Genomic DNA, 19416 nt, shown 5'->3' on the forward strand with positions numbered 1-19416 from the left:
GATGCGGGAGCCGGACCGTGCCGGAGATCGACGGGCGGCGCCTGAACGCTAGATCTGGCGACAAAATCAAGTCAAGAGCTTCGTTCGGCAAGAAGTCTTAAAATCGGGAGGGTCTGGCCAACTTGCTTTGATGAGACTTAGTGTTCCTCCTGATGTCGAACGAACTGATCGAAGCAACTGGGGGCGCCATGGCCGGAACACCGCACGGCGAACCGGGTTCGGCGCAGCACATACTGCAGCTGGTCTCCTCGGGCGCTGCCTCCTCCCGTGCCGATCTCGTACGGGAACTGGGGCTCGCCCCCTCCACCGTGTCGCTGCGCGTGCAGGAACTCGTCAGCGCCGGAGTTCTCACCGAGTCCGGCGAGGGAGCATCGCGCGGTGGCCGCCGCCCCCGGCTGCTCCGCGTCCGCGCGCAGGGCGGCGTCGCCCTCGCCGCCGACCTCGGCAGCCACCACGCGCGCATCGGTGTCGTCGACCTCGGCGGCACGGTCCTTGACGCCGTCGACCTGCCGCACGACATCACCGCGGGGCCCGAGTCCGCCGTCGACTGGCTCTGCGGCCAGGTCGCCGACCTCGGCGCACGCCAGCGCGACGCGGGCCGCACCGTCCGCGCCATCGGCGTCGCCTTCCCCGGCCCCGTACAGCCCGCCGAGGGCCGCGTCCTGAGCCCGTCCCGCATGCCGGGCTGGCACCGCTACCCGCTGCGGGACGTCCTCGCGGAGCGCCTCGGCATGCCCGTCACCGTCGACAACGACGCCACGATGATGGCCGTCGGCGAGCACCGCACCGCACGCCCCGGGCTCGACCACATGGTCGTCGTCAAGGCGGGCCGCGGCATCGGCAGCGGTGTCATCGTGGCGGGCCGCCCGCACGACGGCGCCAACGGCTCGGCGGGCGACATCAGTCACGTACGCATCGAGGCGGCGGGCGACCGCCCGTGCAGCTGCGGCAACATCGGCTGCCTGGAGACCGTGGCGAGCGGCGCCGCCCTCATCCGCGAACTCGCCGCGCAGGGCATGGAGGTGGAGGACACCACCGAACTCCTGCGGCTCGTCTCCGACGGCGACCCGCAGGCCACCACCCTGGTCCGCACGGCGGGACGGCACATCGGCACGGTCCTGTCCGTCGTCGTGAACTTCTTCAACCCCCAGGCCGTCGCCCTCGGCGGTGTCCTCGCCACCGCCGAACCGCTCGTCGCCGCCGTACGAGGTGTCCTCTACGAGCGCTGCCTGCCCCTGGCCACCGCGGACCTGGAGATCACCACCACCGTGACGGGCCGCGACGCGGGCCTCCTCGGCGCCGGACTCACCGCCCTGCGCCAGAACCTCCCGACCACACCGGCTCCCCAGGAAGAGAGCGCCCCCGCATGACTGCGCCTGCAACGAACCAGCGTCGCCTCCGTATCGGCATCGGCGGCATCGGCATCGAGTCCTCCACCTTCTGCCCGCACCGCTCCACCACGGACGACTTCCGCCAGACCCGCGGCCAGGACCTCCTGGACCGCTACACCTGGACCCGCCCGGAATCGGACCTCGCTTACACGGTCGAGTGGGTGCCTCTCCTGCACGCGACCTCGCTGCCCGGCGGCCCGGTGGAGGCGGAGTCGTATCTGATCCTCAAGGACGAACTGGTCACGCGCATACGGGAGGCGGGCCCCCTGGACGGCCTCGTCTACGACATCCACGGCGCGATGAGCGTCATCGGCCTGACCGACGCCGAAGCCGACCTGACCGAAGCGGTCCGCGCCGCCCTCGACGCCGTCGGCACCCCCGACGGCGGGCGCCCGATGATGTCGACCGCCATGGACCTGCACGGCAACGTCTCGCGCCGGTTCGCCGAGCCCATCGACCTGCTCACCGCCCACCGCCTCGCCCCGCACGAGGACGCCTGGGAGACCCGCGAGCGCGCCGCGCGCAACCTCGTACGCTGCCTGCGCGAGGGCACCCGGCCGCACCGCGCCTGGGTGCAGGTGCCGGTGCTGCTGCCCGGCGAGAAGACCAGCACCCGCCTGGAGCCCGCCAAGTCGCTCTACGCCTCGCTCGCCGACATCGAGAAGCTGCCCGGCATCCTCGACGCCGCGATGTGGGTCGGTTACGCGTGGGCGGACGAGCCGCGCTGCAAGGCCGCGATCGTCGTCACCGGGGACGACGCCGAACTGGCCGCCGCTGAGGCCGAGAAGCTGGCCCGCCGCTACTGGGACGCGCGCCGCGACTTCGTCTTCGTAGGGCCCACGGGCGGCGCCGATGAATGCATCGAGAAGGCGGTCGCCTCGGACAAGCGGCCCTTCCTCATCAGCGACTCCGGCGACAACCCCACGGCGGGCGGCGCCGGTGACCTGGCGTACATGCTCGGCAAGCTCCTGGAGAACGACGCGATCCGCTCCGGGCAGGTCACCGCGGTCCACCCCGGCATCACCGACCCGGTCGCCGTCGCCCGCTGCTTCGAGGCCGGAGTGGGCGCCGATGTCACCCTGAGCGTGGGCGGCAAGGTCGACGCGAACCACGGCGGCCCCTATGAACTCACCGGCACCGTAGTGGCGTTGCAGCGAGCCGCCGAGCAGAAGGACCGGGCGGAAGGCGGTGCGTACGACCGTGGTGTCGACATGGCGGCGGTGCGGACCGGCGGCGTGACGGTGATCCTGGTCGAGCGCCGCAAGCCCTTCCACACCCTCGCGGACTTCATGGGTCCGGCGGACGGCGGCCTCGGCATCGACCCGCGCACCTTCGACCTGGTGGTCGTCAAGATCGGCTACCTGGAGCCGGAGCTCTACGACATGGCCGCCGACTGGCTCCTCGCCCTCACCCCGGGCGGCGTCGACCAGGACCTGCTGCGGCTCGGTCACCACCGTGTGGAGCGCCCGCTGTACCCGTTCGACGAGGACGCGTACGACGCGGGTGCGGGCCCCGGTCTGACCGCGATCCAGCTGGTGCCGCTCGCCTGACTCGTCTGATGAGAAGGGGCTTCACCTGCCGTAACGCTTCTGCGAAGGTGATCCCTTCGAGCCGCTGAAACCCGTCCGGAGGAGCCCCCGTGAAGCGCGCCGCCACCCTGTCCGCCCTGGTCTGTCTGCTCGCCCTCACGGCTGCCGCGCCCGCGTCGCCCGACGCCGGGCGCGGCAAGGACCGCCATCACGGCAGCCTCCTGGACTCCGTGCCGAAGTCGGGCGTCCTGAAGGTGTGCACGACGGGCGACTACCGCCCGTTCACCCACCTCGACCCCGTCGAGGGAACGTACAGCGGCGTGGACATCAAGATGGCGGAGGACCTGGCGAAGAGCCTCGATGCCAAGCCCTCGTACGTGGCCACGACCTGGGCGAACCTGACCAAGGACGTCGCGGCGGGCCGCTGCGACATCGCGGTCGGCGGCGTCTCCATCACCCTGCCGCGCGCCCGCCAGGTCTACTTCAGCGAACCGACCCGCGAGGACGGCAAGACGCCGATCGTGCGCTGCGCCGACAAGGAGAAGTTCGGCGAGGGCACGCTCAAGGACATCGACAAGGCGGGCACCACCGTCATCGTGAACCCCGGTGGCACGAACGAGCAGTTCGCGCGGGCGAGCATCAAGCAGGCCACCATCAAGCTGCACCCGGAGAACACCACGATCTTCAAGGAGATCGTCGAGGGCCGTGCGGACGTGATGATGACGGACGCGAGCGAGACCCGCTACCAGGCCAAGATCCACCCCGAGCTCTGCTCGCTGCACCCCGAGAAGCCCTTCACCTTCTCCGAGAAGGCCTACGCCCTGCCGCGCGGGGACGAGGAGTTCAAGGAGTACGTCGACCAGTTCACGCATCTGGCGACGCACGACGGGACGTACGCGGGATACGAGGCCGAGTGGATGGGCGCCCCCTCGGGTTCCTAGTCGTCCCGGTCCCGCCGGTCCGGGGATATCCCTGAGGCGGTCCCCGATGTCGGGACGGCCGGGCCGCCCTACCTTCCTGGGCATGGCTTCCTTCCGCGATCGGTGCATCCACAGCAGGCAGGGTGGTCGGCTCGCCTCGACCACCACCGCCGACATCGACGGGCTCGTCGCCGGGCTCAAGGACCGGCCGCGCGTCGTGCTGCACTTCCACGGCGGACTCATCGACGACCACCTGGGTTTCGCCACGGCCGAGCGGCTCGCGCCCGTGTACGAAGGGGCGGGCGTCGATCCCGTCTTCTTCGTGTGGAGCAGCGGGCTGCTCGAGACCTTGCGGGGCAATCTGCCGCAGATCCTGAACGAGAGCGTCTTTCGTACGCTGCTCAACAGGGTCACCCGGTACGCCACCGGCACCGTGTTCAAGGAGCCGGGACAGCGAGGTCTTGTCACCGTCCCCACCTCTAGGTCGGTAGCAGCCGAACTCGCCCAGGTGCGGACGGGGCAGGAGCCCTATGCGCGGATGATGGTGCCGAAGGACGTGCCGTCGCTGAGCGAGTCCGAGCAGACGCAGATCGCCGCCGAGCTCTCGGCGGACACCGAACTTGCCGAGCGCACCCGGGAGATCGTGAACTCGGCTGTGCCCCAGGACACTCCGCAGACCAACGAGCCGGCCGCCGCGGCGCGAGAGGTAATCGGGGGGCGTGCCGCGGCGGTCACCCTGATGTCACCGGATGTCGTGACCGATCTCGCGGACAGGGCCGGCACGGGGGAACGCGCCCTGGTGAGCACCGCGTTGATGGTGCGCAAGACCGTGCGGGTGGTGGCCGCCGTCGTCGACCGCTTCCGGCAGCGCAACGACCACGGGCTCTATCCGACGGTCGTCGAGGAGATCCTCCGCGAGTTCTACCTCGCCAGTGTGGGCGCCGCGATCTGGGACGCCATGAAGCGGCAGACCCTGGACACCTTCGCCGCCGCGGGCGACGAGGTCCGCGCGGGGCGGTACTTCCTCGACCGGTTCGCCGAGCTGCTCGCGACCGGCACCCGCCCCCAGGTGACCGTGGTCGGCCACAGCGCGGGCGCCGTGTTCATCGGCAACCTGCTCGACGACCTCGCGCGCAGGCGCGCCGCGGTCGACGACCCGGTGCCCGCCGACTTCCGGCTGCGGGACGTGGTGCTCCTCGCGCCCGCCTGCACGGTGGCGCAGCTCGCGCCCGCGATCCGCCGCCAGGCCGAACTCTTCGACCGGTTCCGGATGTTCACCATGACCGACCCTGCGGAACGGGCCGACCAACTCGTGCCGTTCCTGTACCCGAGGTCGCTCCTCTACTTCATCTCCGGGGTCCTTGAGCGCGGACCCTCCCAGCAGTCCGCCGTCATGCCGATCGCGGGAATGCAGCACTGGTTCCTCGACGCCGCCGCGGTGGGACCCGACTCGGACGACCTGCGCGGCTTCCTGCGCGCCGATTCCGCACGCACCGTGTGGTCGCCCGGTGACGGCGGGCCGGGCCTGCGCTCGGGGGCGCGCAGCCACGTGGCCTTCGACCACGACCCGGACGTGCTCGCGAGCGTGGTCACCATGCTCGCCGACTGACGCGACCGACCGATCGCGACCGACGGGGGGAGAGAGACCGATGAACGACCTGCACTACGCCGTGGTCGTCGGCATCAACCGATACCCGGCCATCGGTGACCTACAGGGGGCGCGGGGTGATGCGTGCCGGTTCCGCGACTGGCTCGTCGAACCCGGGGCAGGTGCCCTGCCCGAGGCCAACGTCCACCTGGTCACCGCCACCAAGGAGGACGAGCTCACCGACGACTTCCTCAACGCCGTGCCGACCAAGGAGTACGTCGACAAGGCGCTCTACCGGGCGCACACGGCGGCGGGGGACGCCGTCAGAGCGAGGCCCGAGGAGGAGCGGCCCGACGCGTGGCGGGCGACCCGGCTCTACGTCTTCCTCGCGGGGCACGGGTTCTCGCCGTCCAACAACAGCGACGCGGCGCTGCTCATGGCCAACGCCGCCAGGGACTACATGGGCAGTCATGTCGCGGTACGGCAGTACCTGAACTGGTACGAGTCGGCGTCGCCGTTCCACGAGGTGGTCTTCCTGGCCGACTGCTGCCGCACCCGCTTCGGCGGCGTCGAGGTCTTCGCCCCGCCGTTCACCGGGAGCACCGAGGCGCCGGAGGACGTCGACTACTTCGTCGGGTTCGCGACCTCGCTCGGCGACCCCGCCTACGAGGAGCAGAACCCCGACCGCGACCGGGCCCGGGGACACTTCACGACCGCCCTCCTGGAAGGGCTGCGCGGCGCGAAGCCCACGCCCGAGGGCACGGTCACATCGGACAGCCTCGCCGACTTCGTCGGCCCTTCTGTGCGTGCCCGCACAGAAGACGCGCTGATCCCGCAGAAGGCCAAGTTCATCAAGGGCACCAGCACGCCGATGATCTTCGCGGAAGGTCTTGAGCGTCCTCCGGCCCCTGTGACCCTGCGGTTCCCGGCGGGATTCCGGGGCTGGGTGCAGCTGCGCGGCGGTGACCTCGACGAGTCGCCGCTGCGGCTGCACGTCGAAGCGGAGGAGAGCGTCGAGAAGCTCGCCCCCGGGTACTACCGCGCCACTCCGGAGAGCTGGACCGCGCCCGACTTCCGCAACGGTGGATTCTTCGAGGTACTGACAGGTGGTGGCAATGGTGTCCAGCTCTGAGGACCGGCGGCATACAGAACAGGACGCGAAGGACCGGGTGCCGTTCGTCGTCATACCGGACACCCCATCGGTACTCGTCACCGTCACGGACTCCGCGTTCCGCGAGGTGGCGCACGCGATGGGGACCGTCGACACCGAGCTGCGGCCCGGTATCTACCGCATCGAGCAGCGGTTCGGCGGTGAGGTGGAGAGCCGGTTCGTCGAGGTCGGCCCCGAACCGTTCACCGAGCGGCTCGCGCTGCCCGACATGCCCACGCCCACACCCGTCGAGGGCACTCCCACGACCCGTGAGGACCACCGGGCGGCGGCTGCACGCTGGAGCACACGGACGACGTACGGCGAAGGCTCGCCGACCCTGATGGTGCTGATCCGCAATCTGCGCCGAGGCTGGCAACTGGACCCGTTCGCACTGGAGATCGCCGGCCTTGACGGCAGGCCCGTCGACGGCGGAGCCAGTGGATGGGAGCCTTCGGGCGGCGAGGAATGGTCGGCCTGGAGCTGTGAACTGCCGCCGGGCGGCTACCGGTTGCGTCCCCGCAGGAAGCCCGCCGACGGGCCGCCCCTCGCACAGGCGCTGCACGTGCTCGACGGATGGACCACCCTGGTGTTCGTGAGCAACGGCCCGCAGGGACCGCAGCCGCAGTTCGCCTCGATCCAGATGGTGCGCCGTGGCGCGGGCTGGCAGCCCGCGGACCGCACGCTCGGGCTCGCCCTGGAGGCCGCGCTCTCCGGACTGCGACAGGGCATCGACCTCGTGTCGAACCGGCAGCTCATGCAGCTGGCCAGGGCCGAGGACGTCAACCCCTTCCTGGGCATCGTCGGCGCCCACGCCCTGCTGCTGCACCCCCGTCCCGATCTGCGGCAGATCGGCACGGTCGTGGAGAGGCTCGTCCACTACGCGCCCGACCAGCCGGACATCGCCGCCCTGTGCACCCTGCTCGGTGAGCCGGTGGCGCCCGTCGTGTCGCCGCCCATGCTCGCCGCGTCCTGCCGTCTGCTCGTCCGGGCGGACGCGGTCGCCCCCGGGATCCTGCCGGACGGCTCGGTGGTGGAGAGCGTGGCGGAGCATCTCGTGGGGCGCGGTGTCTGGACCACCTGGCTGGAGCAGGAGCAGCGAGCGGGTGTCGCGCCGCGTGGCACCGCGGGGACGGCGCGCCCGACGGCGGTCGATCCGGGCGACCGCGTCCAGCGCTACGTACAGGAGATCGTGAGCGTCGAGGGCAAGACCGTCGACGAAGTCCTGAGCAGCCTGGACCGGGAGGAACTGTGCCGCAGGACCGGGCTGCCCCACAGCACGGTCGACTCGGCCGTCGAGGAGCTCAGGCGCCCGTGAGGGCCTCAGCGAGGCCCGTAGAGGCAGTGCCTGCGAGGCCCGTAGAGAGGCAGTGCGGCCGCGACGGCCGGGAGGCTGTGCCCCCGGCCGTCGCCGCTCCCGACGCCTCCTTCGCCGCGCGCGGCACCCCCGTGTCCGTGCGTGGCGGAGCGTCGGTGGCCTGCCGGCCGCGTCCCTCGACACGGCCGGCAGGGGCAGGTGGGACGACCTGCGGCCCGTGCGCCCCCGAGCGCGCACGGACAGACAGGCCGACGGTGACGTGATGGCGCGTCACCCGTTCTCGATGGACCCCTGCCGCGTTCCCGGTCACCATGGCTGCCTCCGTCAGGTGAGTGCGTGGCGCACCATCGTGCGGAACTGCTCCGAGGGTTCGATGCCGAGCTCCGAGCGGAGCAGGGCGCGGAACATCTTGAAGTGGCGCACCGCCTCCGCGAGGTTGTTCTCGGCGAGGTGCACCGTCACGACCGCCCGGTGCGCGCTCTCGCGCAGGGGATCGATCCGGGTGCACTCCAACGCGGCCTCAAGCGCGGGGGCGTACTGCTCCCGCACGACGAGCCGCGCCGAAAGGGCCTCGAGCGCGTGCAGCCGCAGCTGGTGCAGCCGCTCGCGCTCGAACACCACCCAGTCCTGGTACCAGCCGGGCAGCAGCTCGCCCATCCCCATCAGCGAGGCGCACGCGGGCCCGGTCCCCTCTGCCGAGGCCGCGAGTATGCGGTGGGCCGTGACGGTGAAGTCCTGGATGTCCATCCGGACCCGCCCGCTGAGCGCGAGCACCCCTGGCCCTGGGTCGGTGACGGCCGAACTCGCCGCGTTGAGGCGCCAGATGGCGGTACGGAGGCAGGCGCGCGCACGCTCCTCCGTGACATCGGGCCACAGCGTCCCCGCGAGCGCCGAACGCGTCGCGGGTCCACGAAGACCGAGCAGGGCGAGCAACTGCTGCCCGCTGGCGGACACCTCGACCTGCCCGCCGCCGTCCCCCTCGCCACGGCTGAGGCAGAATCCCCCGAGCAGCCGCAGACGCAGGGCCGGTGGCGCGTCGTCGCGTACCGCCGGACATTCCGTGACAGCCATCTGTGCACCCCCGATTGTGCGTGCCGTCCCCTGACCAGCCAAGAACCTACGCCGGGCAGGGGCAGGTTGCCTCAGGGAATCGCCCAGGGATAACCCCGGTGTGCCAGGGCTCCGGCCAGGGGACGGGCTAGGAGGACGTGCGCCGGTCCTGGGGGGCGAAGTGGTGCACGAGCCCGATACGCGAATTGATTCCGAGCTTCGTATAGGTGTGGCCCAAGTGGTACTCGATGGTCTTGACGCTCAGTGCGAGGGCGGTGGCGATCTGCCGGTTGGTGAAACCCTGGGAGGCGAGCCGCGCGACGGCCAGCTCCTGCGGGGTGAGCCCTTCGGCTGCCGATTCGAGGTCCGCCGGGTCGTGCGCGGGCCGTGGGGGCGCCGCACGCCCGCAGGCGTCGAGCTCCCGTTCGCTCCGCGCCAGGTAGGGCGCGGCGCCAAGGTCACTCATCGTCGTGTACGCCGCCTGCAGCTGGGTCACCGCCACCGAGCGGCGGCCGATCCTGCGCAGGAACGCCCCGTGGTCGAGCTCGACGCGGGCGCGGCCGAAGGGCGAGGGGACCTGCGCCGCCTGGTCGTGGGCGCGCAGGAACGACGCCTGGGCGCGGTCCGTCTCGCGGCGCGCAGCGTGCAGATTCCCGCGCACCCGGGCCGCCGCCGACAGCGCCGCGTGCTGCCCGCGCGCCGCCGCCCGCTCCTCGTAGGGGAGAAGCACCGCTTCCGCCTCGTCGAACTCGCCGAGCTGGATGAGCGCGTCGACCAGGAGCTCACGCCAGGACACCACGCCCGGTTCGTTCACCCCGTCGTGCGTGGCGAAGTCGAGGAGCGGCCGAAGGGCCTCGACGACCCGCTCCGGCTCCGCGCGCGCCTCGGCGAAGGCCCCGTGCGCCGAGGCCGCGTAGGCGTAGGCGAGGGCGCTCTCGTCGCAGCCCGGCGCGTCCAGGGCGAGCCGCAGGTGCGCCGACGCGCGGTCCCAGCTGCCGCGCGCGGAGAGGATCCAGCTGGCGATGGCGTGCGTGACGGGCTTGAGCCACGACTGCTCGGAGTCGTCGGCGATCGACGCGGAGGCCTCGGCGTGGATCAGCGCCTCGTCCCAGTCGCCGAGCCGGTGCAGGGTCTGCGCGAGCGCCGATGCCGAGAGCAGCCGCAACGGCACCGATCCCTTGCGGCAGTTGGCCACCGCCCCCGACAAGTCCCTTCGTGCGCCGGAAAGATCGTCCGACCAGAGCCTCAACTGCCCGCGTGCGAGCAGCAGGTCGATCTTCGCGGGCGGAACGAGGAGCGGATCGGGAAGTTCACCGGCGAGTTCGATCCCCTTCTTGGCGAACCCGCTGAGGCCCAGCGCGAGAAGGTGGTTGAAGCGCAGCATCCGGCTCGGCCCCTGGAGGGTGGAGAGTCGCTGCGCGCGCTCGGCCCACTGGGCGGCGTCGGCGGAGCGCCCCCGCATCACGGCGGCGTAGCTCAGCTGCTCGGCCGCCCGCGCGGCCAGTGAGGGATCGCTCTCCTGGTCGCACTGGTTCCAGGCGTCGACGAGCAGCGTCTGCGCCTGCTCCATGCGCCCCTGGACGCGCGCCACATATCCACGTACGTAGCCGCGCAGCGCCGGATCGGCGTCGGCCGAGAGACCGGCCGCGAGCTCGGCCGACTCGTGCACACGGCCGTCGAGGAGCAGCGCCTCGACGGCCTCGACCGCGAGCCGGTCGCGTTCCGGGTCGGTCGTCGCCACGCGGGACGCGTGCCGCAGGTGGGTGCCCGCGACCGCCCACTGCCCGGTGGCCGCCTCGCGCCGGGCGCAGGCGGCCAGCGCGGCGGCGAGCTGCTCGTCGGGTCCGGTGGAGGCGAGCACGCGGTGCCGCAGACTCGCGTAGTCGTCGCCGACCAGGGTGGCGGCCCGCGTGTGCAGGTCGGCCCGGTGCGCGGGGCCGATGTCCTGGTAGACGGCGGCATGGACGAGCGGATGCGGGAAGGAGATCTCGGGTGCGGCGCCCGGGTGCGTCTCCTTCAACAGGCCTGCCTTGACGGCGCGTTCGAGCGCGGGCAGGGGGGCGGTGACGCGGGCGAGCGAGGCGGCCAGGCTCAGCGGGCAGGAGAGCCCGAGCACACTCACCGCCTGGACGAGCCGCAGCGCCTGGGACCCGCACTCCGCGAGGTTGGCGAGCACCAGCATGGCGTACGAACGGGGCGCGGGCAGCGGTGTGGTGACGTCCCGCAGGACGTGCGAGGGCACCTGATCGAGCAGAGCGCGGGCGTGCAGCGGATTGCCGTGCGTGTGGTCGTGGAGGCGTACGGAGGCGGAGTGCGGAAGCCGGTCGGTCCACAACTGTGCGCTGAGGTGACCCAGTTCGTCCGGACTGAGTCCATGCAGCGGGATCCGGCGGGTGCGGACGTCGGCGAGCAGCCTGCGGATTCCGTCCGGCAGCTGAGGTGCCTGTGGGTCGCGCGCCGTCACGATCGCCAGGACCTTGTCGAAGCGCAGCCGGCGCAGCGCGAAGGTCAGCGCGTTCAGGGACGCGGAGTCGGCCCAATGGGCGTCGTCGAGCACCAGGATGACGGGCCCCTTGTCCTGCAGCTCGCTCAGCAGGTCGAGCAGCCCGAAGCCGGCCGCGAGGGGTGGCAGGGTGCCGGGCGCCGAGCGGGGCGTGCGGACCAGAGAACCCAGGCAGTCCGGCAGCGGGATCGGGCTCTGCCCGACGAACTGGGCGAGCACCCCGCAGGGCAGCGCGCTCTCGTTCTCCTCGCCGCTCGCCTGCAGTACGCAGGCCTCGCCCGCCGTGTCCAGGAACCTGCGCACCAGTGCGGTCTTGCCGATGCCGCCGGGCCCGTCGATCAGGACGAGGCGCGGCACCCCCTCGCACACACTGCGGAACTCGTCCTGTAGCGCGGCCAGTTCGCGCCCGCGTCCGGAGAACGCCTCATGCGTCGCCGGTGCGTGGGCATGGCCGTTCAGTATGTCGCCGGACGTCATCACCGCCCCCACATGTCGGCACCCGGTACGGACGCCGGGACTGTGACGGCGAACCGTGCCGGGCGCATGGCCCTGAACGTCCACGATGATGCCGAAACCGGTGTCGGTACAAGCAGATTCCCGGCTCCCGGAGAGCTGATTGCCGTGCCGCGGGATCAGGCGTCACAGGAGTCACCATCCGCCGCGGAGGCCGGTTCTCCGTTCTCGACGGAGGCGGCGTCCGGGGGCGGTTCGAGCAGCGAGAGCAGTTCGAGCCAGCCGTGGAACTGAGTGCAGTGGCCCGTGTCTCCTTGCTGGTCTCCCTCATCCACCACGTTCCCGTGCACGCCCCCAGGCGAGCGGAACACCTCGATGACGTAACGCACAACGCCCTCCCGAGGGCCGGTGAAGGCCCCGAACCGTGACACATCGCGACGGGGATCCACGGTACGAATCCCGGTTCGCCCGTCGCGTCAGGGAGTCACCTAGGGATGTCCCCAGTCGCCGACCCTTGGCCAAGAATGTGACACCCCGAACGCCTCCTGAAATAACGCGGGTTGTGGTGTTTCACGTCACTCTCTGTGGCATCCTTGCCCTCCACACGCATCAGTTGCACGCGGGGGTGTCACATGATTGCGCCGACTGAGCGCGCCCCGGAGGGCGGCGGCGAGGCACGTACACCTGACCCCAAGGAGAAACGCTTCCTCGGGCAGCAGTTCACCCTTCATCTCGTGGCGATGCTCGTCCTCGTGGCCGTCGCGATCTGGGGCGGCACGGCGGCCGCCGTCACCGCGGCCACCCTCTTCATCGCGTACGCCTCGACCATGACGGGGCGCGCGGCCAAGAGCGAACGGCCCGAGGCGGCGCAGCATCTGCGGGCCTTCCTCGGCGCGATGTTCGTCGCGCTGCTTGTCGGCGTCGTCATCTGGGGCATCCGCTCGTGGGTGCTCGCGGGGCAGCCGGTCGACGTGACGCCCCAGGCGAAGCTGACGGACGCCACTCTCGACGCGGACGGAACGGCGAGGCTCACCGTGAAGACCGATCCGGGCGACAGTACCGAACTGAGGGTGACCCTCGCGGCGCGGGACGGGGTGGCTGGGGGCTCCCCCTGCCTGGCCCTGAGCAGCCTCCGGTTCCAGGGTGCGGACATCGACGCGAAGGGCCCCGTCGACCTGGAACGCACCCTCACCACCACGCTCGACCTGGTGAACGACACGGGACCGGAGGTCTCGGTCGACATACAACTGGCCGACAGTGCCGACAGTGCCGACAGTGCCGACAGCGCCGACGGCGCCGACAACAACGACTGCCGGGTCAGCCTCACGCTCGAGAAGGCGGAGTACCGCCGCTAGCCCAAGGGAGAGTCCATGTCCTTCAGGTCCTCCAGAACCTCCAGATCCTTCAGAGCGCGGCGCCCGCGACTCGTCACCGCCGCATGTCTCCTCGCCCTCAGCCTGACCGCCGCATGCAGCGAGGGCGGGTCGGGGAACGGCTCCGACGATGCCCGGCCGCCGGGCGCCAACACCAAGAAGAGCGACGCACCGTCCTCGATCTTCCTCAAGGAGACGGTGAACATCGCGGTGAAGAAGGGGCAGCCCGGCTTCAGCACCCGCAGCGAGGAGGAGGACGACTTCGCCGGATTCGAGGCGCAGTTGGTGGAGTTCCTCAGCTCGAAGCTCGACTTCAAGGCCGCGGACTGGGACGTCCAGTCACGCGACCGCGAGAACGTCCTGAGCGACAAGAGCATGGACCTGGTGGTGGCCACGTACTCCATCACCGATCAGCGGGACAAGACGGTCGACTTCACCGCTCCGTACTTCAAGACCTACCAGGGGGTGCTCATCCGCAAGGGCTACAACGGCATCGCGAGGCTGGCGGACGTCGACGGCAAGAGGGTGTGCAGCGTGCGCGGCTCCACCGGCGACCCGGACAGCGAGCAGGATCTCAAGGCGAAGAAGGCCATCCGTGCCGCCCTGGGGCAGGAGGTGGTGGCCGAGCTCCGCAACAGCTACAAGACGTGCGTCAAGGAGCTCATCAACGGCAACTTCGAAGCCGTCTGGACGGACAAGATCATCCTTGAGGGCTTCGCCCAGGACCCGCGGTACGCCGACAAGGTCGAGGTGGCGCGGAACATCACGGTCAAGAACCGGCAGTTCTACGGGATCGGCCTGCGCGAGGGCCAGACCGCGGACTGCCACCGGCTGAACGACGTCCTCGAGGACTTCCTCCAGACCAACTGGTCCCTGGCCTTCCAGACGTACTTCCCCAAGGTCACAGCCCGGTCGAGCGCCTTCGAGCAGGACTACAAGCCCACCGACGTCGAGTTCACGAAACTCAAGAAGACGTCGTGCGGCGGCAAGTAGCCCTGCGCGGCGGCACATGGGTGTCCGCGGCGGGACTCACACCATCCGGTGGTACTGCTGGGGGGCGGCGACCTCGCCGCCGAGCTCGTTCGCGGCGTGCCGGGCCCACGAGGGGTTGCGCAGCAGCTCGCGGCCCAGGAGCACGGCGTCCGCCTCGCCGTTGGCGAGGATCTTCTCCGCCTGCTCGGCATCGGTGATCATGCCGACGGCCGCCACGGGGAGCGAAGTCTCCGCCTTCACCCGCGCCGCGAAGGGCACCTGATAGCCGGGGCCGGTCTTGATGCGGGCCTTGGGGGCGTTGCCTCCGCTGGAGACGTCCAGGAGGTCCACGCCGTGGGCGTGCAGTTCCTTCGCGAGGCGGACCGTGTCGTCGGCCGTCCAGCCCTCACGCTCGTCCTCGGGGTTCTCCGTCAGCCAGTCGGTCGCGGAGATCCGGAAGAAGAGGGGCAGCTCCTCGGGCCAGACCGCGCGGACGGCGTCGACGACTTCGAGGGCGAGCCGGGAGCGGTTCTCGAAGGAGCCGCCGTACTCGTCCGTGCGGTGATTGGTGAACGGCGAGAGGAACTCGCCGATGAGGTAGCCGTGGGCGCCGTGGATCTCGACGACCTCGAAGCCCGCGTCGAGCGCGCGCCGGGCCGCGTCCGCGAACTGGCCGACGACGTCGCGGATCTCTTCCGTGGTGAGTTCGTGCGGCAGGGGATCGCCCTCGTCGAAGGGGAGCGGGCTGGGCGCCACCGGCTGCCAGCCGTGCTCCTCCTGGCCAAGGGGTCCACCGCCCTTCCAGGGGCGGTCGGTCGAGGCCTTGCGGCCCGCGTGGGCGATCTGGATGCCCGGAGTGGTGCCGTGGGTCTTCAGGAAGCCGGTGATACGGCGGAACGCCTCGACCTGCGTGTCGTTCCATATTCCGAGGTCGGCGGGGCTGATGCGGCCCTCGGGGCTCACGGCCGACGCCTCGACGAGGATCAGTCCGGTGCCGCCGGCGGCACGCGCCGCGTAGTGGGCGAAGTGCCAGTCGTTGGCGACGCCCGCGTTCGGCCCGAACACCTCGGTCGAGTACTGGCACATCGGTGCCATCCACACGCGGTTGGGGATGGTCAGCGATCGCAGGGTGTAGGGCTCGAACAGCGCGCTCACGGCGGGACTCCATTCGTCACGGACTTCGGACTTCGGAACTGGTCGTACGATAGACCTCGTAGTACGGCAGATGTCAAACTACGATGACTCTCGTACTATGGAGCCTCAGAGAAGACGCGAAGCCCGGACGTGAAGCCCCGACGAAGTGGAGCCGTCATGACGACCGCCGCACCGATCAGCAGCCGTGCGCTCGACCATCCGGCGCGTACGGAGATCCGGCTCGAGGGCGTGCTCCACGCACTGTCGGACCCCATGCGCCTACGGGTCGTACGGCAGCTGGCCAGGGACGAGGCGGGGCTCGACGGGCTCTCCTGTTCGCAGATCGATCTCCCCGTCACGAAGTCCACGAGCACCCACCACTTCAGGGTGTTGCGCGAGAGCGGCGTGATCCAACAGATCTACCGAGGCACGGCCAAGCTCAACGGCTTGCGCCGAGAGGACCTGGACGCACTCTTCCCCGGCCTCCTGGACAGCGTCCTGGCGGCGGCGAGGACACAGGCAGAGCGCACGGGTACGCCGTAGGTGAGCGCCCCGTAAGGGGCGCGAGGAACTGCGCGCCCGTCCCCCCCCACCGACCCGCACATCCACACGGCCCCAGCTCAGCGCTCGCCGCCCCAGCTCAGCGCTCAGCGCCCGCCGCCCCCAGCAGCCCGGCCCAGTCAGGGATCTTCACGGGCCCGCGTCCCAGCGAGACGCCGAGTGCCGCCTCCGCGCGCTCGATCGCCAGCCAGCCCTGCCACTCGACGGGGTCAAGGCCCGCGTCACGGAGAGCGGGCAGAGGATCCTCGGCCACCCCTCTTCGTAAGAGGGCGCTGGCGTCATCGAGCAGGGAGAGCACCGTCTCCTTGGCGCACGGGCGGTTGGTCCCGATGACGCCCGTCGGCCCCCGCTTGATCCAGCCCGCCACATACTCCCCGGGGGACGCGACGCCACCCCGCAGCACCCGCCCCGCCGCATGCGGCACAGTGCCGAGCCCCGCATCGAACGGCAGCCCGTCGATGGGCACCCCGCGGTAGCCGACCGAGCGCAGGACCAGCTGCCCCGCGATGTCCTCGTACCGCCCGGAACCCCTCACGCCGCCGAGCCCGTCCGGCAGCGTCCGCTCGAACCGCACCCCGCCGACCCGCCCCGCCGCCTCCGTCACGGCCACGGGGCGCAGGAAGAACCGGAGCCGGATGCGGCGCGGAAGGTGCCGCGCCGGGCGCTCGGCCCAGGCGCGCATCACTTCGACATTGCGGCGACCCGCCGCGGGCAGCCCCGAGGGGTCCACGTACGCCGGATCGAGCGCCAGCTCCTCGGGATCCACGATCACGTCGGTGTCCGGGAGCGAGCCGAGCTCGCGCAGTTCCTTGGTGGTGAAGCGCGCCTGCGAGGGGCCGCGCCGCCCCACCATGTGGACCTCGCGCACCCGGCTCTCGGCGAGGACCCCGAGCGCCGCCTGCGGAATGTCGGTGGGCCGCAGCTCGGCCGCGCCGCGCGCCAGCATCCGCGCGACGTCCACCGCGACGTTCCCGACGCCGATGACCACGGCGGACTCCACGCCCCGTACGAAGCCGTCGGCCGCCGCGTCAGGGTGCGCGCTGTACCAGGACACGAACTCCGTGGCCGAGTGGCTCCCCGGCAGATCCTCGCCCGGCACGCCCAGCTTGCGGTCGGCTGCCGCGCCCACGCAGTAGACCACCGCGTGGTAGAGGTCGAGCAGCCGCGCGGTGGGGAATCCGCCGGGGCCGATCTCGATGCCGCCGAGGAAGCGGACACGGTCGTGTTCGAGGACCGTACGCAGGTTCCCCTGGAGGGACTTGATCTTCTCGTGGTCGGGTGCGACGCCGTAACGGACGAGGCCGTAGGGGCAGGGGAGCCGGTCGATGACGTCGACACGCACCCCCGGCACGCGATCCTGCTGGATGAGGGACTGCGCGGCGTAGACCCCGCTCGGGCCTGATCCGACGACGGCGACCTGCAGCACGGCGGTGCTCCTTCCGCGAGGTGGCCTCGGGGGGGGTGAACTCAGCATCGCACCCCGGTGCGTCGAGGGGGAGATGTGGTGCGGGGCGCGTTGATCCGGGCACCCGCTCCAGGATCCGGACGCTCGCTCCAGGGCGTGCCGTTCGTGACCTAATGCGATCGCACGGCTACCTTTTGATTGTGCTTGAGAGCCCCTTTCTTGGTGTTTCTGATCACTATCGACCGAATGCTGACGCTTCGCCTTCATTTCACGTACGACTGACCTTCGGTGACGGCGCCGCCATCGACGCACGGGCCGTGGTCTCGGAAGGGCGGATCACCCTGGAGGGCCTGTACGCCCAGCCACCGCGTCCGTCCGACGCCCCGTCGTACCCGTACCCGCTCCCGCTCCCGCAGTTGCATCCGGAGCCGCCCGCCGTACACGCACACCGCGCCCGCCCGTCGTGGCCGCGCGGGCGCGAGGGGCGGCTGATGGTGGCTCAGGAGTACCGCACGGCACAGGCCGAGGGGCGTGACCCCGTGCTGGCGGTGATGCACGCGACGGGCCGCAGTCGCCGCAGGTCCCTCAAGCTCATCGCCTCGGCGCGGGACGCGGGCGCCCTGCCCCCGCGCCACAACCGCCGTTGAGACAGACGAGCGCACCAGTACACGGGCACACGAGCGGCGCGACACCGCCGCCGTGAGCGGCTGCTGATCGGTTCTACGTACGCCCCGGTCAGCTGTCCGTCCGGGGCATGGCCCGGGCGACGGCCAGGGTGTCCTCGAACAGGTGGAGGCGTTCGATGCGCCCGCCGCGGACCGTGAGGCGGAAGGCCACGGGGGTGGTGAACCGGCGGCCGGTGGACTTGACGGTGTGGGTGAACCGGCCGAACAGGGCCGCCTCGTCGCCGTCCACCAGGATCTGATCGACCTGTGACTCGCTCTCGCCCTCGACGAAGACGGGCCACATCGTGCGGAAGTAGGCGGACACCTGCTCACGGCGGGTACGTCGGCCGGTCCACGGCAGGCTGCTGTCGCCGGGGACGAACCAGTCGATGTCGTCGGCGAACAGATCGGCAAGGCCGTCCGCGTCCGCCGCCGCCAGCAGATGGAGGAAGCGGCTGATCGTGTCCTGAACGCTGAGGGGCTGCTGGGGTGCGGGCATGGTGACTCCTTGTGCGGTGACGTACGTGCTGGTGAGAGGACCGCGCGTCGGGGGCGGGCAGTCCTGGCGGCGGTGCCGCGCGCCGGTCGGGCCGGGCAGGCCAGGTCAGACCTGGACCAGTCCTCCGTCGACGAAGAACTCGGCTCCGGTGCTGAAAGAGCTCTGCTCGCTCGCCAGGAAGGCCGCCAGAGCGGCCACTTCCTCAGGCCGTCCCATACGCCCCAGGGGAAGTTGGGAGGCAGCCGCAGCGTGGAACTGTGCGGTGTCCTGTCCCGCCCCCGCCGCGATGCCGTCGATGCCCGGCGTCGCGATGGGGCCGGGCGTGATCGCGTTCACCCGCACTCCCCGTGGCGCCAGCTCGGAGGCCCAAGTGCGCGTCAGGCTCCGGATGGCGGCCTTGGACGCCGCGTAGACCCCGAGCCCCTCGCCGCCCTGTCCCGCGCTGGTGGAGGACAGCAGAATGACGGATGCCCCCGGTGCAAGGAGAGGCAGCGACTTCTGCACGGTCAGCAGGCTTCCCTTGACGTTGACGTCGAAGGTCCGGGCGAACTGATCCTCGGTGGCGTCCTCCAGGCGGGCGTACTCCCCGATTCCGGCGTTGGCCACCACGACGTCCAGGCGGCGGCCGTCCCGCTCGATGGTGCCGAAGAGCCGGTCCAGGTCGTCGGCCCGCGCCACGTCGCACGGCACGGCCACCGCGGTGGGCCCGGCTTCCGCCGCGACGGCCTCAAGCTCCGCGGCCCGCCGTCCGGCCAGATACACGGTGGCTCCGTCGTCGGCGAAGCGTCTGGCCACGGCTCGCCCGATGCCGCTGGAGGCTCCGGTCACCAAGGCGGTCCTGCCGGTCATCTGTCCCTTGTTCTCCATGGAATTCCACTCCTGACTAATTGACGTAACTTTTGTAGTTA

17 protein-coding genes are annotated in these 19416 nt (G+C 71.0%); 10 read left to right on the plus strand and 7 right to left on the minus strand.

The window, feature by feature from the left end:
* Positions 1-152 precede the first annotated feature (152 nt).
* The 6 genes from ACWFRJ_RS37040 (at position 153) to ACWFRJ_RS37065 (ending at position 7893) form a co-directional block, all read left to right on the plus strand.
* Complete coding sequence (locus tag ACWFRJ_RS37040) at positions 153-1370, plus strand: ROK family protein (protein WP_453541357.1); 1218 nt, start codon at positions 153-155, stop codon at positions 1368-1370.
* On the plus strand, positions 1367-2941 hold the full coding sequence (locus ACWFRJ_RS37045; RefSeq protein WP_453541360.1) for a M81 family metallopeptidase: 1575 nt from the start codon (positions 1367-1369) through the stop codon (positions 2939-2941). Before ACWFRJ_RS37040 ends, ACWFRJ_RS37045 begins: the two co-directional genes overlap by 4 nt.
* Before the next feature lie 89 nt (positions 2942-3030).
* A complete protein-coding gene (locus ACWFRJ_RS37050; RefSeq protein ID WP_453541362.1) occupies positions 3031-3861 on the plus strand; it encodes a transporter substrate-binding domain-containing protein in 831 nt (276 codons plus the stop codon).
* Positions 3862-3943: 82 nt separating this feature from the next.
* Positions 3944-5449, plus strand: a complete 1506-nt coding sequence (locus tag ACWFRJ_RS37055; protein WP_453541365.1) for a hypothetical protein — start codon at positions 3944-3946, stop codon at positions 5447-5449.
* A gap of 40 nt (positions 5450-5489) precedes the next feature.
* On the plus strand, positions 5490-6560 hold the full coding sequence (locus tag ACWFRJ_RS37060) for a hypothetical protein (RefSeq protein ID WP_453541368.1): 1071 nt from the start codon (positions 5490-5492) through the stop codon (positions 6558-6560).
* A complete protein-coding gene (locus ACWFRJ_RS37065) occupies positions 6544-7893 on the plus strand; it encodes a hypothetical protein (protein ID WP_453541371.1) in 1350 nt (449 codons plus the stop codon). Before ACWFRJ_RS37060 ends, ACWFRJ_RS37065 begins: the two co-directional genes overlap by 17 nt.
* A gap of 324 nt (positions 7894-8217) precedes the next feature.
* On the opposite strand, the gene ACWFRJ_RS37070 is transcribed toward ACWFRJ_RS37065, so the two are convergent.
* The 3 genes from ACWFRJ_RS37070 to ACWFRJ_RS37080 all read right to left on the minus strand — a co-directional run bounded on the left by ACWFRJ_RS37070 (position 8218) and on the right by ACWFRJ_RS37080 (position 12288).
* The gene (locus ACWFRJ_RS37070) at positions 8218-8964 is read right to left on the minus strand and encodes an AfsR/SARP family transcriptional regulator (RefSeq protein WP_453541374.1); all 747 of its coding nucleotides are present in this window, start codon (positions 8962-8964) and stop codon (positions 8218-8220) included.
* A 127-nt stretch (positions 8965-9091) separates the two neighbouring features.
* Complete coding sequence (locus tag ACWFRJ_RS37075; protein WP_453541376.1) at positions 9092-11923, minus strand: helix-turn-helix transcriptional regulator; 2832 nt, start codon at positions 11921-11923, stop codon at positions 9092-9094.
* 155 nt (positions 11924-12078) lie between these two features.
* Positions 12079-12288, minus strand: a complete 210-nt coding sequence (locus tag ACWFRJ_RS37080) for a hypothetical protein (RefSeq protein ID WP_453541379.1) — start codon at positions 12286-12288, stop codon at positions 12079-12081.
* 243 nt (positions 12289-12531) lie between these two features.
* Here ACWFRJ_RS37080 and ACWFRJ_RS37085 point away from each other — a divergent pair, with 243 nt between their 5' ends.
* Both ACWFRJ_RS37085 and ACWFRJ_RS37090 read left to right on the plus strand, forming a co-directional pair.
* Positions 12532-13254 carry a hypothetical protein gene (locus ACWFRJ_RS37085; RefSeq protein WP_453541381.1) on the plus strand — a complete coding sequence of 241 codons (723 nt, stop codon included), beginning with the start codon at positions 12532-12534 and terminating at the stop codon, positions 13252-13254.
* A gap of 15 nt (positions 13255-13269) precedes the next feature.
* The gene (locus ACWFRJ_RS37090; protein ID WP_453541384.1) at positions 13270-14265 is read left to right on the plus strand and encodes a transporter substrate-binding domain-containing protein; all 996 of its coding nucleotides are present in this window, start codon (positions 13270-13272) and stop codon (positions 14263-14265) included.
* A 36-nt stretch (positions 14266-14301) separates the two neighbouring features.
* Here the strand turns inward: ACWFRJ_RS37090 and ACWFRJ_RS37095 are convergent, their stop codons facing one another.
* A complete protein-coding gene (locus ACWFRJ_RS37095; protein ID WP_453541387.1) occupies positions 14302-15399 on the minus strand; it encodes an NADH:flavin oxidoreductase/NADH oxidase in 1098 nt (365 codons plus the stop codon).
* Between the two features lie 156 nt (positions 15400-15555).
* On the opposite strand from ACWFRJ_RS37095, the gene ACWFRJ_RS37100 reads away from it, so the two are divergent.
* The gene (locus ACWFRJ_RS37100) at positions 15556-15921 is read left to right on the plus strand and encodes an ArsR/SmtB family transcription factor (protein WP_453541390.1); all 366 of its coding nucleotides are present in this window, start codon (positions 15556-15558) and stop codon (positions 15919-15921) included.
* Positions 15922-16018: 97 nt separating this feature from the next.
* Here ACWFRJ_RS37100 and ACWFRJ_RS37105 read toward each other — a convergent pair whose 3' ends face one another.
* On the minus strand, positions 16019-17365 hold the full coding sequence (locus ACWFRJ_RS37105; protein WP_453541393.1) for an FAD-dependent oxidoreductase: 1347 nt from the start codon (positions 17363-17365) through the stop codon (positions 16019-16021).
* A gap of 179 nt (positions 17366-17544) precedes the next feature.
* Between ACWFRJ_RS37105 and ACWFRJ_RS37110 the strand changes: the two genes are divergently transcribed.
* Complete coding sequence (locus ACWFRJ_RS37110; protein ID WP_453541396.1) at positions 17545-17991, plus strand: DUF6214 family protein; 447 nt, start codon at positions 17545-17547, stop codon at positions 17989-17991.
* 88 nt (positions 17992-18079) lie between these two features.
* Here ACWFRJ_RS37110 and ACWFRJ_RS37115 read toward each other — a convergent pair whose 3' ends face one another.
* The gene (locus tag ACWFRJ_RS37115) at positions 18080-18508 is read right to left on the minus strand and encodes a nuclear transport factor 2 family protein (protein ID WP_453541398.1); all 429 of its coding nucleotides are present in this window, start codon (positions 18506-18508) and stop codon (positions 18080-18082) included.
* A gap of 105 nt (positions 18509-18613) precedes the next feature.
* Positions 18614-19375, minus strand: a complete 762-nt coding sequence (locus tag ACWFRJ_RS37120; protein ID WP_453541401.1) for an SDR family NAD(P)-dependent oxidoreductase — start codon at positions 19373-19375, stop codon at positions 18614-18616.
* Positions 19376-19416: the final 41 nt, after the last annotated feature.

Source organism: Streptomyces sp. NPDC055239 (genome assembly GCF_053606205.1).

Bases quoted from the DNA above. Each gene is read 5' to 3' on its own strand.
- ACWFRJ_RS37100 (WP_453541390.1), top strand. From the start codon at position 15,556: ATGACGACCGCCGCACCGATCAGCAGCCGTGCGCTCGACCATCCGGCG.
- ACWFRJ_RS37055 (WP_453541365.1), top strand. From the start codon at position 3,944: ATGGCTTCCTTCCGCGATCGGTGCATCCACAGCAGGCAGGGTGGTCGG.
- ACWFRJ_RS37045 (WP_453541360.1), top strand. From the start codon at position 1,367: ATGACTGCGCCTGCAACGAACCAGCGTCGCCTCCGTATCGGCATCGGC.
- ACWFRJ_RS37065 (WP_453541371.1), top strand. From the start codon at position 6,544: ATGGTGTCCAGCTCTGAGGACCGGCGGCATACAGAACAGGACGCGAAG.
- ACWFRJ_RS37060 (WP_453541368.1), top strand. From the start codon at position 5,490: ATGAACGACCTGCACTACGCCGTGGTCGTCGGCATCAACCGATACCCG.
- ACWFRJ_RS37090 (WP_453541384.1), top strand. From the start codon at position 13,270: ATGTCCTTCAGGTCCTCCAGAACCTCCAGATCCTTCAGAGCGCGGCGC.
- ACWFRJ_RS37075 (WP_453541376.1), bottom strand. From the start codon at position 11,923: ATGACGTCCGGCGACATACTGAACGGCCATGCCCACGCACCGGCGACG.
- ACWFRJ_RS37040 (WP_453541357.1), top strand. From the start codon at position 153: ATGTCGAACGAACTGATCGAAGCAACTGGGGGCGCCATGGCCGGAACA.
- ACWFRJ_RS37070 (WP_453541374.1), bottom strand. From the start codon at position 8,964: ATGGCTGTCACGGAATGTCCGGCGGTACGCGACGACGCGCCACCGGCC.
- ACWFRJ_RS37120 (WP_453541401.1), bottom strand. From the start codon at position 19,375: ATGGAGAACAAGGGACAGATGACCGGCAGGACCGCCTTGGTGACCGGA.
- ACWFRJ_RS37085 (WP_453541381.1), top strand. From the start codon at position 12,532: ATGATTGCGCCGACTGAGCGCGCCCCGGAGGGCGGCGGCGAGGCACGT.
- ACWFRJ_RS37115 (WP_453541398.1), bottom strand. From the start codon at position 18,508: ATGCCCGCACCCCAGCAGCCCCTCAGCGTTCAGGACACGATCAGCCGC.